This window comes from Streptomyces sp. NPDC003038 (genome assembly GCF_040611115.1).
Lineage (GTDB): Bacteria > Actinomycetota > Actinomycetes > Streptomycetales > Streptomycetaceae > Streptomyces.
The window spans coordinates 225,854-242,608 of sequence record NZ_JBEXNN010000007.1 but is presented as its reverse complement, the minus strand read 5'-3'; the positions used below and the strand labels follow the sequence as shown (position 1 = coordinate 242,608).

General features: G+C 70.6%; 17 protein-coding genes and 1 pseudogene. 8 read left to right on the top strand and 10 right to left on the bottom strand.

The features are described 5' to 3' along the window. Positions 1-14 precede the first annotated feature (14 nt). A pseudogene (locus ABZX75_RS12150) lies at positions 15-359 on the bottom strand (NAD(P)-binding domain-containing protein); the annotation flags it as partial. Between ABZX75_RS12150 and ABZX75_RS12145 the strand changes: the two are divergent. Continuing rightward, positions 358-945 carry a TetR/AcrR family transcriptional regulator gene (locus tag ABZX75_RS12145; RefSeq protein WP_355410066.1) on the top strand — a complete coding sequence of 196 codons (588 nt, stop codon included), beginning with the start codon at positions 358-360 and terminating at the stop codon, positions 943-945. The pseudogene ABZX75_RS12150 and the gene ABZX75_RS12145 sit on opposite strands and share 2 nt — an antisense overlap. On the opposite strand, the gene ABZX75_RS12140 is transcribed toward ABZX75_RS12145, so the two are convergent. From ABZX75_RS12140 to ABZX75_RS12125, 4 genes are all read right to left on the bottom strand, one after another. Then, a complete protein-coding gene (locus ABZX75_RS12140) occupies positions 875-1,900 on the bottom strand; it encodes a hypothetical protein (RefSeq protein WP_355410065.1) in 1,026 nt (341 codons plus the stop codon). The two genes, ABZX75_RS12145 and ABZX75_RS12140, sit on opposite strands and share 71 nt — an antisense overlap. A 98-nt stretch (positions 1,901-1,998) precedes the next feature. Further along, a complete protein-coding gene (locus tag ABZX75_RS12135; protein WP_355410064.1) occupies positions 1,999-2,988 on the bottom strand; it encodes an ABC transporter substrate-binding protein in 990 nt (329 codons plus the stop codon). Positions 2,989-3,098: 110 nt separating this feature from the next. Then, the gene (locus ABZX75_RS12130) at positions 3,099-3,764 is read right to left on the bottom strand and encodes an ABC transporter permease (RefSeq protein WP_355410063.1); all 666 of its coding nucleotides are present in this window, start codon (positions 3,762-3,764) and stop codon (positions 3,099-3,101) included. Between the two features lie 4 nt (positions 3,765-3,768). Beyond that, positions 3,769-4,458, bottom strand: a complete 690-nt coding sequence (locus ABZX75_RS12125; RefSeq protein ID WP_355410062.1) for an ABC transporter permease — start codon at positions 4,456-4,458, stop codon at positions 3,769-3,771. A 164-nt stretch (positions 4,459-4,622) separates the two neighbouring features. Here ABZX75_RS12125 and ABZX75_RS12120 point away from each other — a divergent pair, with 164 nt between their 5' ends. Further along, positions 4,623-5,591: an ATP-binding cassette domain-containing protein gene (locus ABZX75_RS12120; RefSeq protein ID WP_355410061.1), complete on the top strand. Its 969-nt coding sequence runs from the start codon at positions 4,623-4,625 to the stop codon at positions 5,589-5,591. Between the two features lie 77 nt (positions 5,592-5,668). On the opposite strand, the gene ABZX75_RS12115 is transcribed toward ABZX75_RS12120, so the two are convergent. Then, positions 5,669-6,778, bottom strand: coding sequence for an alpha/beta hydrolase-fold protein (locus ABZX75_RS12115; RefSeq protein ID WP_355410060.1), 1,110 nt, complete (start codon positions 6,776-6,778; stop codon positions 5,669-5,671). A gap of 152 nt (positions 6,779-6,930) precedes the next feature. On the opposite strand from ABZX75_RS12115, the gene ABZX75_RS12110 reads away from it, so the two are divergent. The 6 genes from ABZX75_RS12110 (at position 6,931) to ABZX75_RS12085 (ending at position 11,882) form a co-directional block, all read left to right on the top strand. Continuing rightward, on the top strand, positions 6,931-8,781 hold the full coding sequence (locus ABZX75_RS12110; RefSeq protein ID WP_355410059.1) for a phosphatidylglycerol lysyltransferase domain-containing protein: 1,851 nt from the start codon (positions 6,931-6,933) through the stop codon (positions 8,779-8,781). Positions 8,782-8,864: 83 nt separating this feature from the next. Next, positions 8,865-9,737: a dihydropteroate synthase gene (gene folP, locus ABZX75_RS12105; RefSeq protein WP_355410058.1), complete on the top strand. Its 873-nt coding sequence runs from the start codon at positions 8,865-8,867 to the stop codon at positions 9,735-9,737. A 25-nt stretch (positions 9,738-9,762) separates the two neighbouring features. Beyond that, on the top strand, positions 9,763-10,206 hold the full coding sequence (locus ABZX75_RS12100; RefSeq protein ID WP_355410057.1) for a nuclear transport factor 2 family protein: 444 nt from the start codon (positions 9,763-9,765) through the stop codon (positions 10,204-10,206). 131 nt (positions 10,207-10,337) lie between these two features. Further along, complete coding sequence (gene folB, locus ABZX75_RS12095) at positions 10,338-10,697, top strand: dihydroneopterin aldolase (RefSeq protein WP_150209025.1); 360 nt, start codon at positions 10,338-10,340, stop codon at positions 10,695-10,697. Then, positions 10,694-11,302: a 2-amino-4-hydroxy-6-hydroxymethyldihydropteridine diphosphokinase gene (gene folK, locus ABZX75_RS12090; protein ID WP_355410056.1), complete on the top strand. Its 609-nt coding sequence runs from the start codon at positions 10,694-10,696 to the stop codon at positions 11,300-11,302. The genes folB and folK overlap by 4 nt, the downstream gene beginning before the upstream one ends. A gap of 91 nt (positions 11,303-11,393) precedes the next feature. After that, positions 11,394-11,882 (top strand): DUF3180 domain-containing protein, encoded by a 489-nt coding sequence (locus ABZX75_RS12085; protein WP_355410055.1) that lies wholly within the window; start codon positions 11,394-11,396, stop codon positions 11,880-11,882. 90 nt (positions 11,883-11,972) lie between these two features. Here ABZX75_RS12085 and folE read toward each other — a convergent pair whose 3' ends face one another. From folE to tilS, 4 genes are all read right to left on the bottom strand, one after another. Next, positions 11,973-12,581, bottom strand: coding sequence for a GTP cyclohydrolase I FolE (gene folE, locus ABZX75_RS12080; RefSeq protein WP_355410054.1), 609 nt, complete (start codon positions 12,579-12,581; stop codon positions 11,973-11,975). A gap of 107 nt (positions 12,582-12,688) precedes the next feature. Continuing rightward, positions 12,689-14,722 carry an ATP-dependent zinc metalloprotease FtsH gene (ftsH, locus tag ABZX75_RS12075; RefSeq protein ID WP_355410053.1) on the bottom strand — a complete coding sequence of 678 codons (2,034 nt, stop codon included), beginning with the start codon at positions 14,720-14,722 and terminating at the stop codon, positions 12,689-12,691. Between the two features lie 204 nt (positions 14,723-14,926). Continuing rightward, positions 14,927-15,487 carry a hypoxanthine phosphoribosyltransferase gene (hpt, locus tag ABZX75_RS12070; RefSeq protein ID WP_355410052.1) on the bottom strand — a complete coding sequence of 187 codons (561 nt, stop codon included), beginning with the start codon at positions 15,485-15,487 and terminating at the stop codon, positions 14,927-14,929. Positions 15,488-15,553: 66 nt separating this feature from the next. Continuing rightward, positions 15,554-16,654: a tRNA lysidine(34) synthetase TilS gene (tilS, locus tag ABZX75_RS12065; RefSeq protein ID WP_355410051.1), complete on the bottom strand. Its 1,101-nt coding sequence runs from the start codon at positions 16,652-16,654 to the stop codon at positions 15,554-15,556. Positions 16,655-16,755: the final 101 nt, after the last annotated feature.

Below are 16,755 nucleotides of genomic sequence, written 5' to 3'. Positions count from 1 at the left end.
TCGGGGCCGCTGACGAAGATCGACGACTCCGGCTTCCCGATGCCGTGGGGGTCCGTGTTGACCCCGCCGGTGAGGTACGCGGCCCCGCGCCCCTGCGCCCACCGCGCGGCCGCGCGGGCCTTGTCCAGGAGGTCCGAGGACAGGTTCGCCAGCGCCCGCCCGGTGAGGTCGGCGTCGCCGAGCACCCCGTACGCGGCGTCCACGTCGATGAGGGTGAGCAGGGTCAGCCCGCTCGCGGCGACGGCCTCGGCCGCGGTCGCGGCCCGCCGCGCACCCCGCGCCACGAGGTCGGTGTCCTTGCCGGAGCTGCGGTTCCAGACGGTGACCTCGTATCCGGCGGCGAGGTAGGCGGCGGCCATGGCCGGCTCGCTGTACCACTTCTTCCCGGGCGGGAAACAGGAGCTCGCCGTCGCAGCGATCCACTTCGGCGACGAGGAGTTCGCGCACATGCTCCGTGCCGGGCTGGACACGCACCCCGACCCGGCGGAGGCCGTCGAGGCCGTCGCGGCACTCCTCGCACAGGCGCTGGCGGACTCGGACTGGCGGGACGGCTGCCCGGTGACGGCCACGGCCCTGGAGACGGTCGGCCGCCTTCCGGAGCTCCAGGCCGCCTGCGCGCAGGCCTTCGCCAGCTGGCAGCACCTGGTGGCCGCGAAACTGCTGGCCTCGGGCTACCCGGAACCGGAGGCCCGCGATCTCGCGATGACCGTCATCAACACCCTGGAGGGCGCCGAGATGACCTCCCAGGTCACCGCGAGCCGGACCCCGCTCCTGGTGGCGGGCCGCCACCTGGCCCGGCTCATCTCCTCATACGGGGACTTCCCCGACGCGCCTGGGGCGCTCTCCGCCCAGGTCCTGTCCGGGCGGACAGGACCTAAGAGATCGCGGTGCGCAGCCGGAGGACCTCGATCCGCTCGGTCTCGTCATGGGCCGTCAGATCGATGACCTGACCCCCCGTGTCGGGCGTCTCGGAGGTCGCCGGCCCGCTCGTGTCCGCATCGGGCGCCGGTTCGGCGGGGGTCCGGCCGGACTCCGCCTTGTGGGCCGCGAGGGCCTCCTCGCCCACCACGTCGGCCAAGTCCTCGTTCTGGACCGCCTCGATGGCCGCACGGGCCTGCGCCGCGTTCTTGGTGCCGAAGAAGTCGAAGCCGCCCTCGGCGCGGGAGGCCGTACGCCGCTGGGACGCGTACGGGGCCACCGCGGCCGGGAGCCGGCGGGCCGGGACCGCTGCCGCGGGGCTGCCGCCGCCGATCGCCGGGCGGCCGTGGCCCTCGGCCGCGGTGAGCCCCGCGGGTGTCGCGGGCAGCGCCGCCTTGCGGGCCAACGCCCCCAGCGCCGCGTGGGCGCGGGCGTAGCCGACCGGGGTGGGCGCGCCGGCCGAGGTGCGCTCCGCCGAGGCCGCCGGCAGTTCCTTCGGCGCGGCGGCCGGGGTCGCGGAGGCCTCGATGGCCAGCAGCCGGCGGCCTTCCAGGGCGCTGGCGCGCTCGGTCTCGGCCGTCGCGTACCGCCTCAGCAGCGCCGCGTGCTCGCCGCGCAGCCCGGCCAGTTCGACCCGCTTGGCGCGTAGCTTGGTGTCGAGCTTGGCACGCAGAGCGCGCGCCTCCTCCAGATCGGATTCGAGCTCGGCTATCCGCTCGTCCGTCTTCCACTCGTCTCTGACCCGGTCGCGCGCGAGCTCGGCCACCCGGCGGCCCGCCGAGCGGTCCCAGGCGCGCATCACGACGGCGCCGGTGACGCCGGAGGCCGCCGCGAGGGCGACGAGCAGGCGCAGCGCAGTGCCGTCGTCGGGGCCCGCGAGCAGCCAGGCCGCGGCGGCGCTGGTGAGGGAAACACCAGCGACGGCCGTCGGCGTGAGCAGCCGGTGCAGAGGTTCGGGATTGCGGTGGCGTCCACGGGGCATGGCCTGAAATTTACAGGGCGTAGACGGCGAGTGGGGTAGCTGCCCGGCAATCTCTTCCCGGGCAGTTACCCGTCATTTCTCCATCAATCGCGTAACCACTACTTCTTGAGCAGACCCTTGGACTCCAGGTAAGCCTTCGCGACGTCCGCCGGCTTGGCCCGCTCCGCGTCCACCGCGCGGTTCATGCCGACCAGATCGGCCGTGGTGAGCACCTTGGTCAGCTTCCCCAGGGCCGCTGCGACCTCGGGGGCGCCCGCGTCCTTGGCGTTGACCACCGGCAGTACGTTGTCGGCGTTCTGGAGCTTCTTGTCGTCCTCCAGCAGGACCAGGCCGAAGCTGTCGAGCGTGGCGTCCGTGGTCGTGGTCAGCACGAGCTGGTCGGCGCCGTCCTTGACCGCCTGCTTGGACTGCGGGGTGCCGACGCCCTTCGGGTCAATACCGGAAACATCGATTCCGTATGTCTTCTTCAATCCCGGTGCGCAGAAGGGGCGGACGGCGCATTCGTCACCCGCCGCGATCTTCACCTTCAGCCCGGACTTACCAAGATCGGAAAGAGTCTTCAGGTTGTTCTTCTCGGCGAATTCCCTGCTCACCGCGAAAGCGTTCTGGTCGACCGCCTCGCCCGCCGGCAGGGCCTTCAGACCGAGCGGGGCCGCGAGCTTCTCCAGTGCCGCCACCGTCGCCGCGACATCGCTCGACGCGACCGGCTTCGCCTCCGGCGCCTGCGGGCCGTTCACCTTCGCGTTGAGGAACTCCGCGAGCGTCGCCGCGTACTCCGGGACGACGTCGATCTCGCCCTTCTCCAGCGACGGCTCGTACAGCTCCCGGTTGCTGACCGTCTTGATCGACGTGCCGTAGCCGGCGTCCTTGAGGACCTGTGCGTACAGCTCAGCCAGCACGTTGGACTCGGTGAAACCGGCCGCGCCGATCACCAGGCTGCCCTTGGCACCCGCCGCTGAAGCGGAGGAAGAGGACGACGAGCCACCGTCCTTGCTCTTCTCCAGGCTCTCGCCGCCGCACGCGGCCAGCGACACCGACAGGGCCAGCGTGCCCAGGGACGCGCCGAGGGCGCGCGTGGTCTTGCTCATGGAGGTACTCCGTTCGAGGCGAGGGACAGGAAATCGGCGGGGGACGGCGTTCGGAGCGGCTGCGGCCGGCGGGACGGCGTTCGGAGGAGCAGCGGCCGACGGGACGGCTCTCAGCGGGGCGCGGTTCGCGGCAGCAGCCGGTCCGCCGCCACCAGGGCGCCCTCCACCAGCAGCGCGAGCGCCGCCACCAGCAGGGCGCCCGCGACGACCTGCGCGGTGTTGTACGTGTTGAAGCCGGCGGTGATGATCCGGCCGAGGCCGCCCTGGCCGACCATCGCCGCGATCGTGGCCGTGGCGATGACCTGCACGGCGCCGGAGCGCAGCCCGGTCATCACCAGCCCCCGCGCGAGCGGCAGTTCGACCCGCCAGAAGAGCTGGCCGCCGGACATGCCCATGCCGCGGGCGGCCTCCACGACCGAGCGGTCGACCTCGCGCACGCCGACATACGCATTGGTCAGCAGGGGAGGTACGGCGAACAGCACCAGCGCGGCGATGGTGGGCAGATAGCCCGCGTTGCGCAGCGGCGAGACCATGAACAGCGCCAGCACCGCGAAGACGGGGACGGCCCGGCCGGCATTGGACACATTCACCGCGAGCGCGCCGCCCTTGCCGAGGTGGCCGAGCCACAGGCCCAGCGGCAGCGCCACCGCGCAAGCGATGGCGAGGGCGGTCCCGCTGACGTACGCGTGCTCGGCGAGCCGGTGCCAGACACCGCTCTCGCCCGACCAGTTGGCGCCGTCCGCCAGCCAGTCCCAGGCCGCTCCCAGCACGCCCACGGCCTCAGGCTCCCTTCGCCGCGCGGGTGGCGGCCCGGGCCCACGGCGTCAGCAGCCGCTCGGCGCCGAGCAACAGCACATCGGCCACGAACGCGAGCAGCACGCACAGCACGGAGGCGGTGAGCACCTGGGCCTTGAACGAGCTGCTGACGGCGGGCGCGATGAGGTTGCCGAGCCCGCCCTTGCCGACGATGGAGCCGACCGTGGTCAGCGCGACCGTCGAGACGGTGGCGATCCGCACCCCGGCGAGCACCGCGGGCAGCGCCAGCGGCAGTTCGACCTGCCACAACAGCCGCCGCGGGCCGTACCCCATGCCGCGAGCGGCCTCCCGTACGTCTTCGGGGACGGCTTCCAGGCCGGCCAGCACATTGCGGACCAGGATGGTCAGCGAATACAGCACCAGGCCGGTCACCACCAGCGACGCCGGCAGGCCGAACACCGGCAGCAGCAGGGAGAACATGGCGAGCGAGGGAATCGTGTAGAGCAGCGTGGTGACGCCCAGCACGGGCGCGGCCCAGCGTCGGCCGCGGCGGGCCAGCAGGGCCAGCGGGACGGAGACGGCAAGACCGATCAGGACCGACACGCCCGTGATCCAGACGTGTTCCAGGGTGGCGTCGGTGAGCTCCTGGGAGCGGGAAGTGACGTACTCCCAGCAGATCCAGTCATTCGCCACCAGGCAGTTCTGCCCGGCCATGCTCCTCACCCCCTCACCGAACACTCGCTCCTCCGGCAGCACAGTCGTGCGACAGCACACCCAGAACGACCCTATCCCCCGGCACCGACAATGCGACGGAAGCCTCAGCAGTCGGGCGACACGCCCCTCGTCGAACCGGGCCACCCGTACGGAAGGATGGGCCCGTGATCCGATTCGAGCACGTGACCAAGAGCTACCCCGACGGGACGACCGCCGTCGAGGACCTGTCCTTCGAGGTGGCGGAGGGTGAACTGGTCACGCTCGTGGGGCCGTCCGGCTGCGGCAAGACGACCACCATGAAGATGGTCAACCGGTTGATCGAGCCGACCTCCGGCCGGATCCTGCTCGGCGGCGAGGACATCGCCGCCGCCGACCCGGTCGAGCTGCGCCGCCGGATCGGATACGTGATCCAGCAGGTGGGACTGTTCCCGCACAAGACGGTGCTGGAGAACACCGCGACCGTGCCGCAGCTGATCGGCACCCCGAAGGCCAAGGCCCGCGCCCGGGCAGCCGAGCTGCTCGAACTGGTGGGGCTCGACCCGGCCGTCTACGGGGGCCGGTACCCGGAGCAGCTCTCCGGCGGGCAGCGCCAGCGCGTCGGCGTGGCCCGCGCGCTCGCCGCCGATCCGCCGGTCCTGCTGATGGACGAGCCGTTCGGCGCGGTGGACCCGGTGGTGCGCGAGCGCCTGCAGAACGAGTTCCTGACGCTGCAGAAGACGGTGCGCAAAACGATCCTCCTGGTCACGCACGACCTGGAGGAGGCGATCCGGCTCGGCGACCGCATCGCGGTCTACGGAACGGGCACCATCGAGCAGTTCGCCCGCCCGGCCGCGGTGCTCGGCGCGCCGGCCACTGCGTACGTGGCCTCCTTCGTCGGCGCCGACCGGGGGCTCAAACGGCTCGCCGTCACCCCGGTCGAGGCGGCCGACCTGGCGGTGGCCGACGGGCAGGACGCGGCCCCAGCCGCGGCGGTGGAGCTGGGGGCGTCGCTGCGCGAAGCCCTGGCGGCCCTCCTCCAGGAGGACTCGGGCCGGATCGGGGTCACCGACCCGGACTCCGGGGCGCTGGTCGGCGTCCTGACGCCGGAGGGCGTGCACCGGGCGCTGCGCCGGGCCCACCTCCAGGAGGCCTGACACGAAGGGCCCGGCCGGAGCCGGGCCCTTCCCCCTCGTGCTCGCGCACCGTTCCTGACCTCTGCTCACCGGCCTTGTCAGGCCTGGATGCGGCCGCTCATCCACGCGAGCATCGGCGGGATCTCGCGTCGCCACGTGTTGAAGTTGTGGCCGCCGCTGTCGAGGATGATCGAGGAGACCCGGTCCGGGCTCTTCACCTTCTTGATGAACTTCTTGGTGTCGCCGAGGTTCGGCTCGCCCGTCTCGCTGCTGGTGACGAGGAAGGACGTGCCGGTCGGCTTCTTGTTCTCGATGCTGTGCAGGACGTCCGCGCGCTGCTTCAGCTTGTCGTCCCCGTGGAAGAGGTCGCCGGTCGTCGGGTCGTCCGGAGCCTGGTAGTACGCGGACAGACCCGCGGCGGCGCCGAAGGTCTGCGGGTAGTGCGCGGCGATCTTCAGGGCGCAGTAACCGCCGGTGGAGTTGCCGATGAAGCCCATGTTCTCCGGCTTCTTGCCGACCCGGAAGGTGTCCGTGATGGCCTTCGGGAGGTCCACGGCGAAGAAGGTCTCGGTCTGCGGTCCGCCGGGTATGTCCACGCACTCGGTGTCCCGCGGCGGCGCGACGGTCGGGCGCAGCATGACCAGGATCATCGGCTTCATCTTGCCCGCCTTGGACAAACTGAAGGCCTTCATGGGGTAGTCGAGCCCTTTGATGAGGTTCTCGGCGGTACCCGGGTAACCCGTAAGGACGATGGACGCGGGGAAGTTCTCGTCCTTGTGCTGCGGCTGGAAGTACTCCGGCGGCAGCCACACGTAACCCGGGCTCGTGATCTTCGACTTCTGCCCCTCGATGGAGACCTTCAGGATCTGGCCGCCGACCTGAGGCTTGCTCCCGCCGGGCACGTCCAGCGCCTGCTTGTCGACGACCTTGATGTCCTTGCTGCTCATCGAGTGGTCGACGACCTTGCCGATCGACGTCTCCTGGCCGAACAGGTCGGCCCAGGAACCGTAGAAGAGGAACGACTTGTTGGCCGCGAGGCCCACCGCCGAGAACAGTGCCAGCTGGGTCGCGAGCAGGAGACCGATCCGCCCGGCGAACGCGCGCCACGTGCGGCCCGAGAGCTTCGGCCAGAACCAGACCGTGGCCGCGAAGAGCAGCACACCGGCGAAAATGGCCAGCGCCAGAACCGTATAACTGGTGAGACCCATGAGCAGTCAGTCGACTTTCTGATGGCAGGACTGTTTTTTTCCGACGGAAGAGTGAACCCGCTCCTCCTCGATGTCGTCCTAATGGACGCACCACACACCGGAGGCTGTCGCAGCCTTCGGCCACATGATCTCTCGCGGAGCAACGGGAAGCGATGTCTAGCAGGATAGATGGCGATAAGTCGGGACAGGTTCCGAGCAGGGTCCGCCGAATCCTCCGAGGCCCACAGCCGGAGTCGGTGCCCGGCCTGGTAGGTACGGCCGTCATGATCGTCGGCCTTCTGGACATCGCGGCGGGGGTGTTCCCCCGTTTCCGGCACAGCCGGATCCACGCGGTCACCGAGGTGCTGCCGTTCTCGCTGGGCCCCTTCGCGGCGGCCCTCGCGATCAGCGCGGGCGTCCTGCTCCTGCTGCTCGCCCACGGCCTCAAGCGCCGCAAGCGCCGCGCCTGGAGGGCCGCCGTCGTGCTGCTGCCGGCCGGCGCCGCGGCGCAGTTCGCGTACCGGCACTCGATCCTCGGGGTGATCCTCGGGGCGGTGCTCCTCGCGCTGCTGCTGCGCCACCAAAGTGAATTCAAGGCGCTGCCGGACCCGCGCAGCCGCTGGAAGGCGCTCGCGAACTTCGTCCTGATGAGCGCCGGCTCCATCGGTCTGGGTCTGGTCATCGTCAACGTCCACCCGGGCAAGGTCGTCGGCAACCCGGGCCTGTACGAGCAGATCACCCACGTCGTCTACGGCCTCTTCGGCTTCGAGGGCCCCGTCGACTACGCCGGCCGCGTGTCCTGGACCGTCGGATACTCCCTCGGCGCCCTCGGCATGCTGACCGCGCTCACCACCATCTACCTGGCCTTCCGCCCCGAGCACCCGGCCGCCCGGCTCACCGCCGACGACGAGTCCAAGCTGCGCGAGCTCCTCGCCAAGCACGGCGGCCGCGACTCGCTGGGGCACTTCGCGCTCCGCCGCGACAAGGCCGTCGTCTTCTCCCCCAGCGGCAAGGCCGCCGTCACCTACCGCGTCGTCTCCGGCGTGATGCTCGCCTCCGGCGACCCCATCGGCGACGTCGAGGCCTGGCCCGGCGCCATCGAGCGGTTCATGGAGGAGGCCAAGGCCCACTCCTGGACCCCGGCCGTCATGGGATGCAGCGAGACCGGCGGCGAGGTCTGGACCCGCGAGACCGGCCTGGACGCCCTGGAGCTCGGTGACGAGGCGATCGTCGATGTCAAAGACTTCTCCCTCTCTGGCCGTGCCATGCGCAATGTCCGCCAAATGGTGAAGCGCATCGAGCGCAACGGCTACACCACCAAGGTCCGCCGCGTCAGCGAACTGACCGAGACGGAGCTGGAGCAGGTACGCGGCGCCGCCGACGCCTGGCGCGGCACCGACACCGAGCGCGGCTTCTCCATGGCGCTCGGCCGGGTCGGCGACCCGGGCGACGGCGACTGCTTCATCGCGACCGCCCACCGGGTGGAGGAGGGCGACACCAGCCCCTTCGGCGACCTGAAGGCCGTTCTCCACTTCGTCCCCTGGGGCGCCGACGGCATGTCGCTGGAGCTGATGCGCCGCGACCGCGCCGCCGACCCCGGCATGAACGAACTGCTGATCGTCGCCTCTCTGGAAGCCGCCCCCGGCCTGAAGATCGAGAAGGTCTCCCTCAACTTCGCGATGTTCCGCTCGGCCCTCGCCCGCGGCGAGAAGATCGGCGCCGGCCCGGTCCTGCGCATGTGGCGCGGCCTGCTGGTCTTCCTGTCCCGCTGGTTCCAGATCGAGTCGCTGTACAAGTTCAACGCGAAGTTCCGCCCCCGCTGGGAGCCGCGCTTCGTCGTCTTCCGCACCACCCGCGACCTTCCCCGCATCGGGTTCGCCGCGATGCAGGCCGAGGGCTTCGTGACCCTGGCCCTGCCCCGGCTCTTCGCCGGCCGCCGCCGCCCCAAGCCGGTCCGTACCTGCGCCCACCACCAGATGACGACCGTGCCCAAGCAGCCGGAGCGCGAGGTCCAGGCCGCGTAGCCACCCGTACGAAGGGGGCCGGCCCCGGCAGCCGAAAGGCGCCGGGGCCCTTCCGTATCCAGGTCAGCCCTACCCTTGGAGCTATGAACACGAAGCGCGGAGCCGCCAGCAGGGGCCGGGTCGCAGGTCTGCCGGAGTGGGACCGCTGCGCGGTCATGGGCGTCGTCAACGTCACCCCGGACTCCTTCTCCGACGGCGGGCGCTGGTTCGACACCACCGCGGCCGTCAAGCGCGGCCTCGACCTCGTCGCCCAGGGCGCCGACCTCGTCGACGTCGGCGGCGAGTCCACCCGCCCCGGCGCCTCCCGCGTCGACGAGGAGGAGGAGCTGCGCCGGGTCGTCCCCGTGGTGCGCGGCCTGGCCTCCGAGGGCATCGCCGTCTCCGTCGACACGATGCGCGCGTCCGTCGCCGCCCGGGCCGTGGCCGCCGGAGCGGTGCTGGTCAACGACGTCAGCGGCGGGCTCGCCGATCCCGGCATGATCCCGGCCGTCGCGGCGGCCGAGGTGCCGTTCGTGGTCATGCACTGGCGCGGCTTCAGCGCCGGCATGAACAGCCTCGCCGTCTACGAGGACGTCGTCGCGGAGGTCACCGCCGAACTGCGGGCCCGCATCGACGCCGTCGTGGCCGGCGGCATCGCCCCCGAACGCCTCGTCGTCGACCCGGGCCTCGGCTTCGCGAAGCAGGCCGAGCACGACCTGGCCCTGGTCGCGCACCTGCCCGAGCTGCGCGCCCTCGGCTTCCCGCTGCTGGTCGCCGCATCGAGGAAGCGTTTCCTCGGCCGGGTCCTGGCGGGCGGGGACGACACCGCCCCGCCGCCCGCCCGCGAGCGCGACGCCGCCACGGCCGCCGTCTCCGCCATCGCCGCCCACCAGGGCGCCTGGGCCGTACGGGTCCACGAGGTACGGGCGACCGCGGACGCGGTTCGGGTGGCCCGCGCCGTGGAAGGGGCACTGTGATCCGCACCGACCGAGAAGGAGTCCAGTGAGCAGAACCGACATCGAAGCGGTCGAAGGGGTCAACACGGCCTTCTACGAGGCCATGGAGCAGGGGGACTTCGACCTACTGTCGGCGCTCTGGCTCGATGACGAGATCTCCTGCGTACATCCCGGCTGGCCCGTGCTCTCGGGCCGCGGCGAGGTGCTGCGCTCGTATGCGCTGATCATGTCCCACACCGACTACATCCAGTTCTTCCTCACGGACACCAAGGTGACCGTGATAGGCGACACCGCCCTGGTGACCTGTACGGAGAACATCCTCAGCGGCGGGCCCGCCGAGGACGGCGGTGAGCTGGGTCCGCTGGTCGGCCAGCTCGTCGTCGCCACGAATGTGTTCCGACGCACATCCGAGGGCTGGCGGCTCTGGTCCCACCACGGTTCTCCCGTCCTCACGGAGTCCGACGAGGGCGACGAGGACGAGGCCTCCTGACCCCTCCGGCGGGGACCGGAGTGTTTCGCAGGTAAATTCGAAGACGGACGACGCCGACCGCACTCGGCGTAGGCCCATGGCCCCGGGGAGTCCCGGGACCGGATGTACCTACGAAAGCAGGAGTGATTCGCGTGGATCGTGTCGCGCTGCGCGGCCTCAAGGCTCGCGGGCACCACGGCGTCTTCCCCCGGGAGCGCGAGGAAGGCCAGACCTTCATCGTCGACCTCGTGCTGCACATCGACACCCGCCCCGCGGCGGCCGACGACGACCTGGCGAAGACCGTGCACTACGGGGTCGTGGCCGAGGAGGTCGTCGATGTGGTGCAGGGAGAGCCCGTCGACCTGATCGAGACGCTCGCCGAGCGGATCGCCCAGCAGTGCCTCAAGCACGAAGCGGTGGCGCAGGTGGAGGTGGTCGTCCACAAGCCGGACGCGCCCATCACCGTCCCCTTCGACGACGTGACCATCACGATCACCCGGAGCCGCGCATGAACAACGGCCTGAACACACAGAGCGACCCGACCGTACAGCCGGTCCCCGCCTCCGTCGTCGAAACGGTCGACGCGGCGGACGTCACCCTGTCCAACCCGAAATGGGCCGTCATCGCGCTCGGCGCGAACCTCGGCAACCGGCTGGAGACCCTGCAGGGCGCCATCGACGCCCTCGGCGACACCCCGGGCCTGCGGGTCAAGGCCGTCTCCCGGGTCTACGAGACCGAGCCCTGGGGCGTCGATCCCGGCTCGCAGCCCGCGTACTTCAACGCGGTCGTCTCCGTGAAGACCACCCTGCCGCCGTCGTCGCTCCTGGAGCGCGGACAGGCCATCGAGGAAGCCTTCGACCGCGTCCGCGAGGAGCGGTGGGGCCCGCGCACGATCGACGTCGACATCGTCGCGTACGCCGACGTGGTCTCCGACGACCCCACCCTCACCCTCCCGCACCCGCGGGCCCACCAGCGGGCCTTCGTCCTGGCCCCCTGGCACGACGTCGACACCGAGGCGCAGATCCCCGGGCACGGCCCGGTGGCGGCGCTCCTGGCCGGAATCGGCCTGACCGGTGTCACGCCGCGCCCGGACCTGGAACTCCGCCTGCCCGAGTAGTCGTTAACCTGTGGACTGCTGACGGACCGGCGGATCGGGATCGGCGGATCGGCAGATCGACGGATCGGCGCGGAAAGCGGGGAACAGGCACGTGAAGCAACTGAGGCCGGCGGTCCTGGCGGGCATCTTCGCGGTCGCCGGGATCCTGTCCTGGGCGGGCGCCCGCCTGTGGAACGCGTACGGCAGCCTGCCCGGTGTTCCGCTGGCCGCGCCGATCGTCCTGGCGGTGATCGCCGTGGTGCTCCTCGCGACGGCCCTGTCCCTGCGGGCCCGCCTGAAGGCGCAGCGCGAGCGCCGGCCGGGAGCCAAGGGCGTGGAGCCGCTGATGGCGGCCCGTGCGGTGGTGTTCGGCCAGGCCAGCGCCCTGGTGACGGCCTTGGTCGCGGGCATGTACGGCGGTGTGGGCGTCTTCCTGCTGACCGACTCCCTCGACATCCCCGCCCGCCGCGATCAGGCCTGGTACGCCGGCTTCTCGGTCCTGGCGGGCGTGGCGGTCATCGCGGCCGCCCTCTTCCTGGAACACGTCCTCAAGCTCCCGGAGGACGACGACCAATCCCCCGAGGCCCCGGCCCGCGCCTGAGCCGTCAGCCGGGGGTCTCGGGGCCCGTCCGGATCACTCCGCGCCGGGCGGCTTCGCGTCCAGCGTCCGGTGACCGGCGCCCGGACGGGGTCAGCGGGCGATGATCAGGGTCATGGCCTCGTTGCGGGTCGCGGGGTCGCGGAGCTGACCGCGGACCGCGGAGGTGATGGTCTTGGCGCCCGGCTTGCGGATACCGCGGACGGACATGCACATGTGCTCGGCCTCGATCACGACGATGGCCCCGCGAGCCTCCAGAATCTCCATGAGGGAGTCGGCTATCTGCGTCGTGAGACGTTCCTGCACCTGCGGGCGGCGCGCGTAGACGTCCACGAGGCGGGCCAGCTTCGACAGGCCGGTGATCTTGCCGCTGTCCGCCGGGACGTAGCCGACGTGGGCGACGCCATGGAATGGCAGCAGATGATGCTCGCACAAAGATACGATTTCAATGTCCTTCACCAGGACCAGTTCATCGTGTCCCAGATCGAACACCGTCGTCAGGACATCCTCGGGCTTCTGCCACAGACCGGCCAGAATCTCCCGGTACGCCCGCGCCACGCGCCCGGGCGTCTCCCGAAGGCCCTCGCGCTCCGGGTCCTCGCCGACCGCGATCAGGAGCTCGCGAACCGCCGCCTCGGCGCGCTTCTCGTCGAACTCGCCGATCGTGCCCTCGCCACCGCTCAGGGTCACCGGGTCGGTCATCACTGCCTCGTTCCTGTTTCTTTTCGTTCGCGCGCATGAAAGTGCCGCGCCCCCCAGGCTAGAACCTGGGGGGCGCGGCACGCATTCCGGGTGGGTCGAGGCGCCGATTACTCGGTGCGGTCCTCGGGGACCACCTCGATGCCCTTCTCCGTGGTGACCGGCGTGACGGCGGTGGCCGCCGACGTGCCGTTCGCCGCGTTCGTCAGCTGGAGCTCCTTGGGAGAGAGCACCGGCGGACGGGTGGAGGGGGTGCGGCGGGAGGAGCCGGTCCACGCGGGGCGGGCCGGACGCTTCACGATCGTCGAGAAGATCTCGGCGATCTGCTCCTTGTTCAGCGTCTCCTTCTCCAGCAGCGCGAGGACCAGGTTGTCGAGAACGTCGCGGTTCTCGACGAGGATCTCCCAGGCCTCGTTGTGCGCGGTCTCGATGAGCTTCTTGACCTCTTCGTCGACCAGCGCCGCGACCTCTTCCGAGTAGTCGCGCGGGTGGGCCATCTCGCGGCCCAGGAACGGCTCGGTGTTGTCGCCGCCGAACTTGATCGCACCGAGACGCTCGGTCATGCCGTACTGCGTGACCATGGCCCGCGCCGTGGCGGTGGCCTTCTCGATGTCGTTCGCCGCGCCCGTCGTCGGGTCGTGGAAGACCAGCTCCTCGGCCGCGCGCCCGCCCAGCATGTACGCCAGCTGGTCGAGCATCTCGTTACGCGTGGTCGAGTACTTGTCCTCGTCGGGCAGGACCATGGTGTAACCAAGGGCCCGGCCGCGGGACAGGATCGTGATCTTGTGGACCGGGTCGGAGTTGGGGGAGGCCGCCGCGACCAGGGCGTGTCCGCCCTCGTGGTACGCGGTGATCTTCTTTTCCCGGTCCGACATGATCCGGGTCCGCTTCTGCGGGCCCGCCACGACGCGGTCGATCGCCTCGTCCAGGGCGTGGTTGTCGACCAGCTTCTTGTCCGAGCGGGCCGTGAGCAGCGCGGCCTCGTTCAGGACGTTGGAGAGATCGGCACCGGTGAAGCCGGGCGTACGACGGGCAACCGCGCCCAGGTCGACGTCCGGAGCGACCGGCTTGCCCTTCTGGTGGACCTTGAGGATCTCCAGACGGCCCTGCATGTCCGGACGGTCGACCGCGATCTGCCGGTCGAAGCGGCCGGGACGCAGGAGCGCCGGGTCGAGGATGTCCGGACGGTTCGTGGCGGCGATCAGGATGACCCCGCCCTTCACGTCGAAGCCGTCCATCTCGACGAGCAGCTGGTTGAGGGTCTGCTCGCGCTCGTCGTGACCGCCGCCGAGACCCGCACCGCGGTGCCGGCCGACGGCGTCGATCTCGTCGACGAAGACGATCGCCGGGGCGTTGGCCTTGGCCTGCTCGAACAGGTCACGGACACGCGAGGCACCGACACCGACGAACATCTCGACGAAGTCGGAACCGGAGATCGAGTAGAAGGGGACACCGGCCTCGCCCGCGACGGCGCGCGCCAGCAGGGTCTTACCGGTGCCGGGCGGGCCGTAGAGCAGCACACCCTTGGGGATCTTGGCGCCGACGGCCTGGAACTTCGCCGGCTCCTGGAGGAACTCCTTGATCTCGTGGAGTTCCTCGACGGCCTCGTCCGCACCCGCGACATCGGCGAACGTCGTCTTCGGGGTGTCCTTGGTGATCAGCTTGGCCTTGGACTTCCCGAACTGCATGACCCGGGAGCCGCCGCCCTGCATCTGATTCATCAGGAACAGGAAGACAACGACGATGAGGACGAAGGGCAGGAGCGAGAGCAGCACGCTCAGGAACGGGCTGGTCTTGTCCGGCGTGACGGAGTACCCGTCCTGGATCTGACCGGCTTCGTACTTGGTCTGGAGGTTCTGGGCAAGCTGAACGCCCTGATCCCCGATGTAGTTGGCCTGGAACTTGGTGCCGTCATGCTTGCCGAGCTTCTGGTCGTCCTTCAGCTCGATCTTGATCATCTGGCTGTCGCCGGTGGTCAGCTTGGCTGTCTCCACCTGGCCACTGTTGATCGCCTTGATGACCTCGCTGGTGTCCACCGACTTGTAGCCGCCGCCGGAGCCGACGACATTCATCAACACGACCACGGCGAGGACGGCCAGCACGATCCACATGACCGGCCCACGGAAGTATCGCTTCACGTCCATCCATACGGGGCGCTAGGCACCCCGTCCCTCCTGCCCGTAGGTAAATGCTGCTGTGAGTAAAGACTGTTCTTCGGAATGTACCCCTGTATTGTCACCCGCGGCCTCGTGGGACGGCTGACATACCCGCCTTCCCCTGCTCCAACGGCGGGAGCGTCCCCCAGGTTCCCTCTCGGTTCCCGGGGGCCCGGAAAAGCGGCGGCGGGATCAGCCGCCGTAGACGTGCGGGGCGAGCGTGCCGACGAACGGCAGGTTGCGGTACTTCTCCGCGTAGTCGAGGCCGTAGCCCACGACGAACTCGTTGGGGATGTCGAAGCCGACCCACTTCACGTCGATCGCGACCTTGGCGGCGTCGGGCTTGCGCAGCAGCGTGCAGACCTCCAGGGAGGCCGGCTCGCGCGATCCCAGGTTCGACAGCAGCCAGGACAGCGTCAGGCCCGAGTCGATGATGTCCTCGACGATCAGGACGTGCTTGCCCTTGATGTCGGTGTCCAGGTCCTTGAGGATCCGGACCACACCCGAGGACTGGGTCCCGGCGCCGTACGAGGACACCGCCATCCAGTCCATGGTGAGCGGGGTGGACAAGGCACGCGCCAGGTCCGCCATCACCATCACCGCGCCCTTGAGGACACCGACGATGAGCAGGTCCTTGCCCGCGTACTCCGCATCGATCTTCGCGGCCAGCTCGGCCAGCTTCGCGTCGATCTCTTCCTTGGTGATGAGCACCGACTGGAGGTCGCCGCCCATGTCCTTCTCGTCCACCCGCATCACTTTCGTCGACGGCCGGGGCTCCGGGGTGTACCCCCGGAGGACTCAGCCGTGTTTCAGCACCAATCAGCCCTGCCGGATGACCAGTCTGCCACCCTGCCGCTGGGCCTCGACCCGGCCGGGCAGATTGATGGCACCCTGACCGCGCCATCCGGTGATGAGCCGGTCGACTTCCTCGATGTGGCGGGCGAAGAGGGAGCCCGCGGGGGAACCGGCGGCGACCACGGCCCTGCGCAGCACCCGGCGGCGGACGGCCGGGGGAAGGGCGTACAGCTTGGCGCATTCCAGCCGGCCGTCCGCGTCCCGTACGCCGGTCTCCGCCTCGGCGGCCCAGGCGTCCAGGGCGTCGGCGTCGTCGCGGGAGAGCTGGGCGGTACGGGCCAGCGCCTCGACGACCCCCTTGCCCAGCGCCTTCTCCAGGGCGGGCAGTCCCTCGTGGCGCAGCCGCGAGCGGGTGTAGGCGGGGTCCATGTTGTGCGGGTCGTCCCAGACGGCCAGGGACTGGACCATGCAGGCCTTGCGGGCGGTCTGCCGGTCCAGCTGGAGGAAGGGACGGCGGTAGCGGTGGGTGCGGCCGGACCCCCCGGGACCCCGGGAGACCTCCGGCATGCCGGAGAGCGAGCGGATGCCGGAACCGCGGGCGAGGCCCAGCAGGACGGTTTCGGCTTGGTCGTCGCGGGTGTGGCCGAGCAGCACGGCGGCGGCGCCCAGCCGGTCGGCGGCCTCGTCCAGCGCGCCGTAGCGGGCGTCGCGGGCGGCGGCCTCGGGTCCGCCGTCGCGGCCGACGCGTACGGCGACGGACTCCACCGGGTCGAGGTGGAGCGCGGTCATGCGGGAGACGACCTCGGCGGCGCGCAGGTCGGATCCGGCCTGGAGCCCGTGGTCGACGGTGATGCCGCCGGCCCGAATGCCGAGTTTGGGGGCCTCGAAGGCGAGGGCCGAGGCGAGCGCCATGGAGTCGGCGCCACCGGAGCAGGCGACGAGCACGAGTGGTGCGGTGTCTCCCCCGGCTGCCGCCGGGAGGTACCCCCGGGGGGTGCGAGGGCCGGTGCGGGCCGCCCCTCCGGACGGAGTCCGGGGCAGGGGGTCGGTGAGCTCGGTGAGGATGTCGTGGAGTACGCGGCGGACCGCCAGGCGTATCGCCGCGACCGCAGGATGGGGACCCATGTCCGGTGCCCTTCGGTGGTGTTCGGATGCCTCGAAGGCGTTTGGGGGTGTCGTGCCGGGGTGGCCGGCTGCTGGAGCGCGTTCGGTGGTGCTGCCCGGTG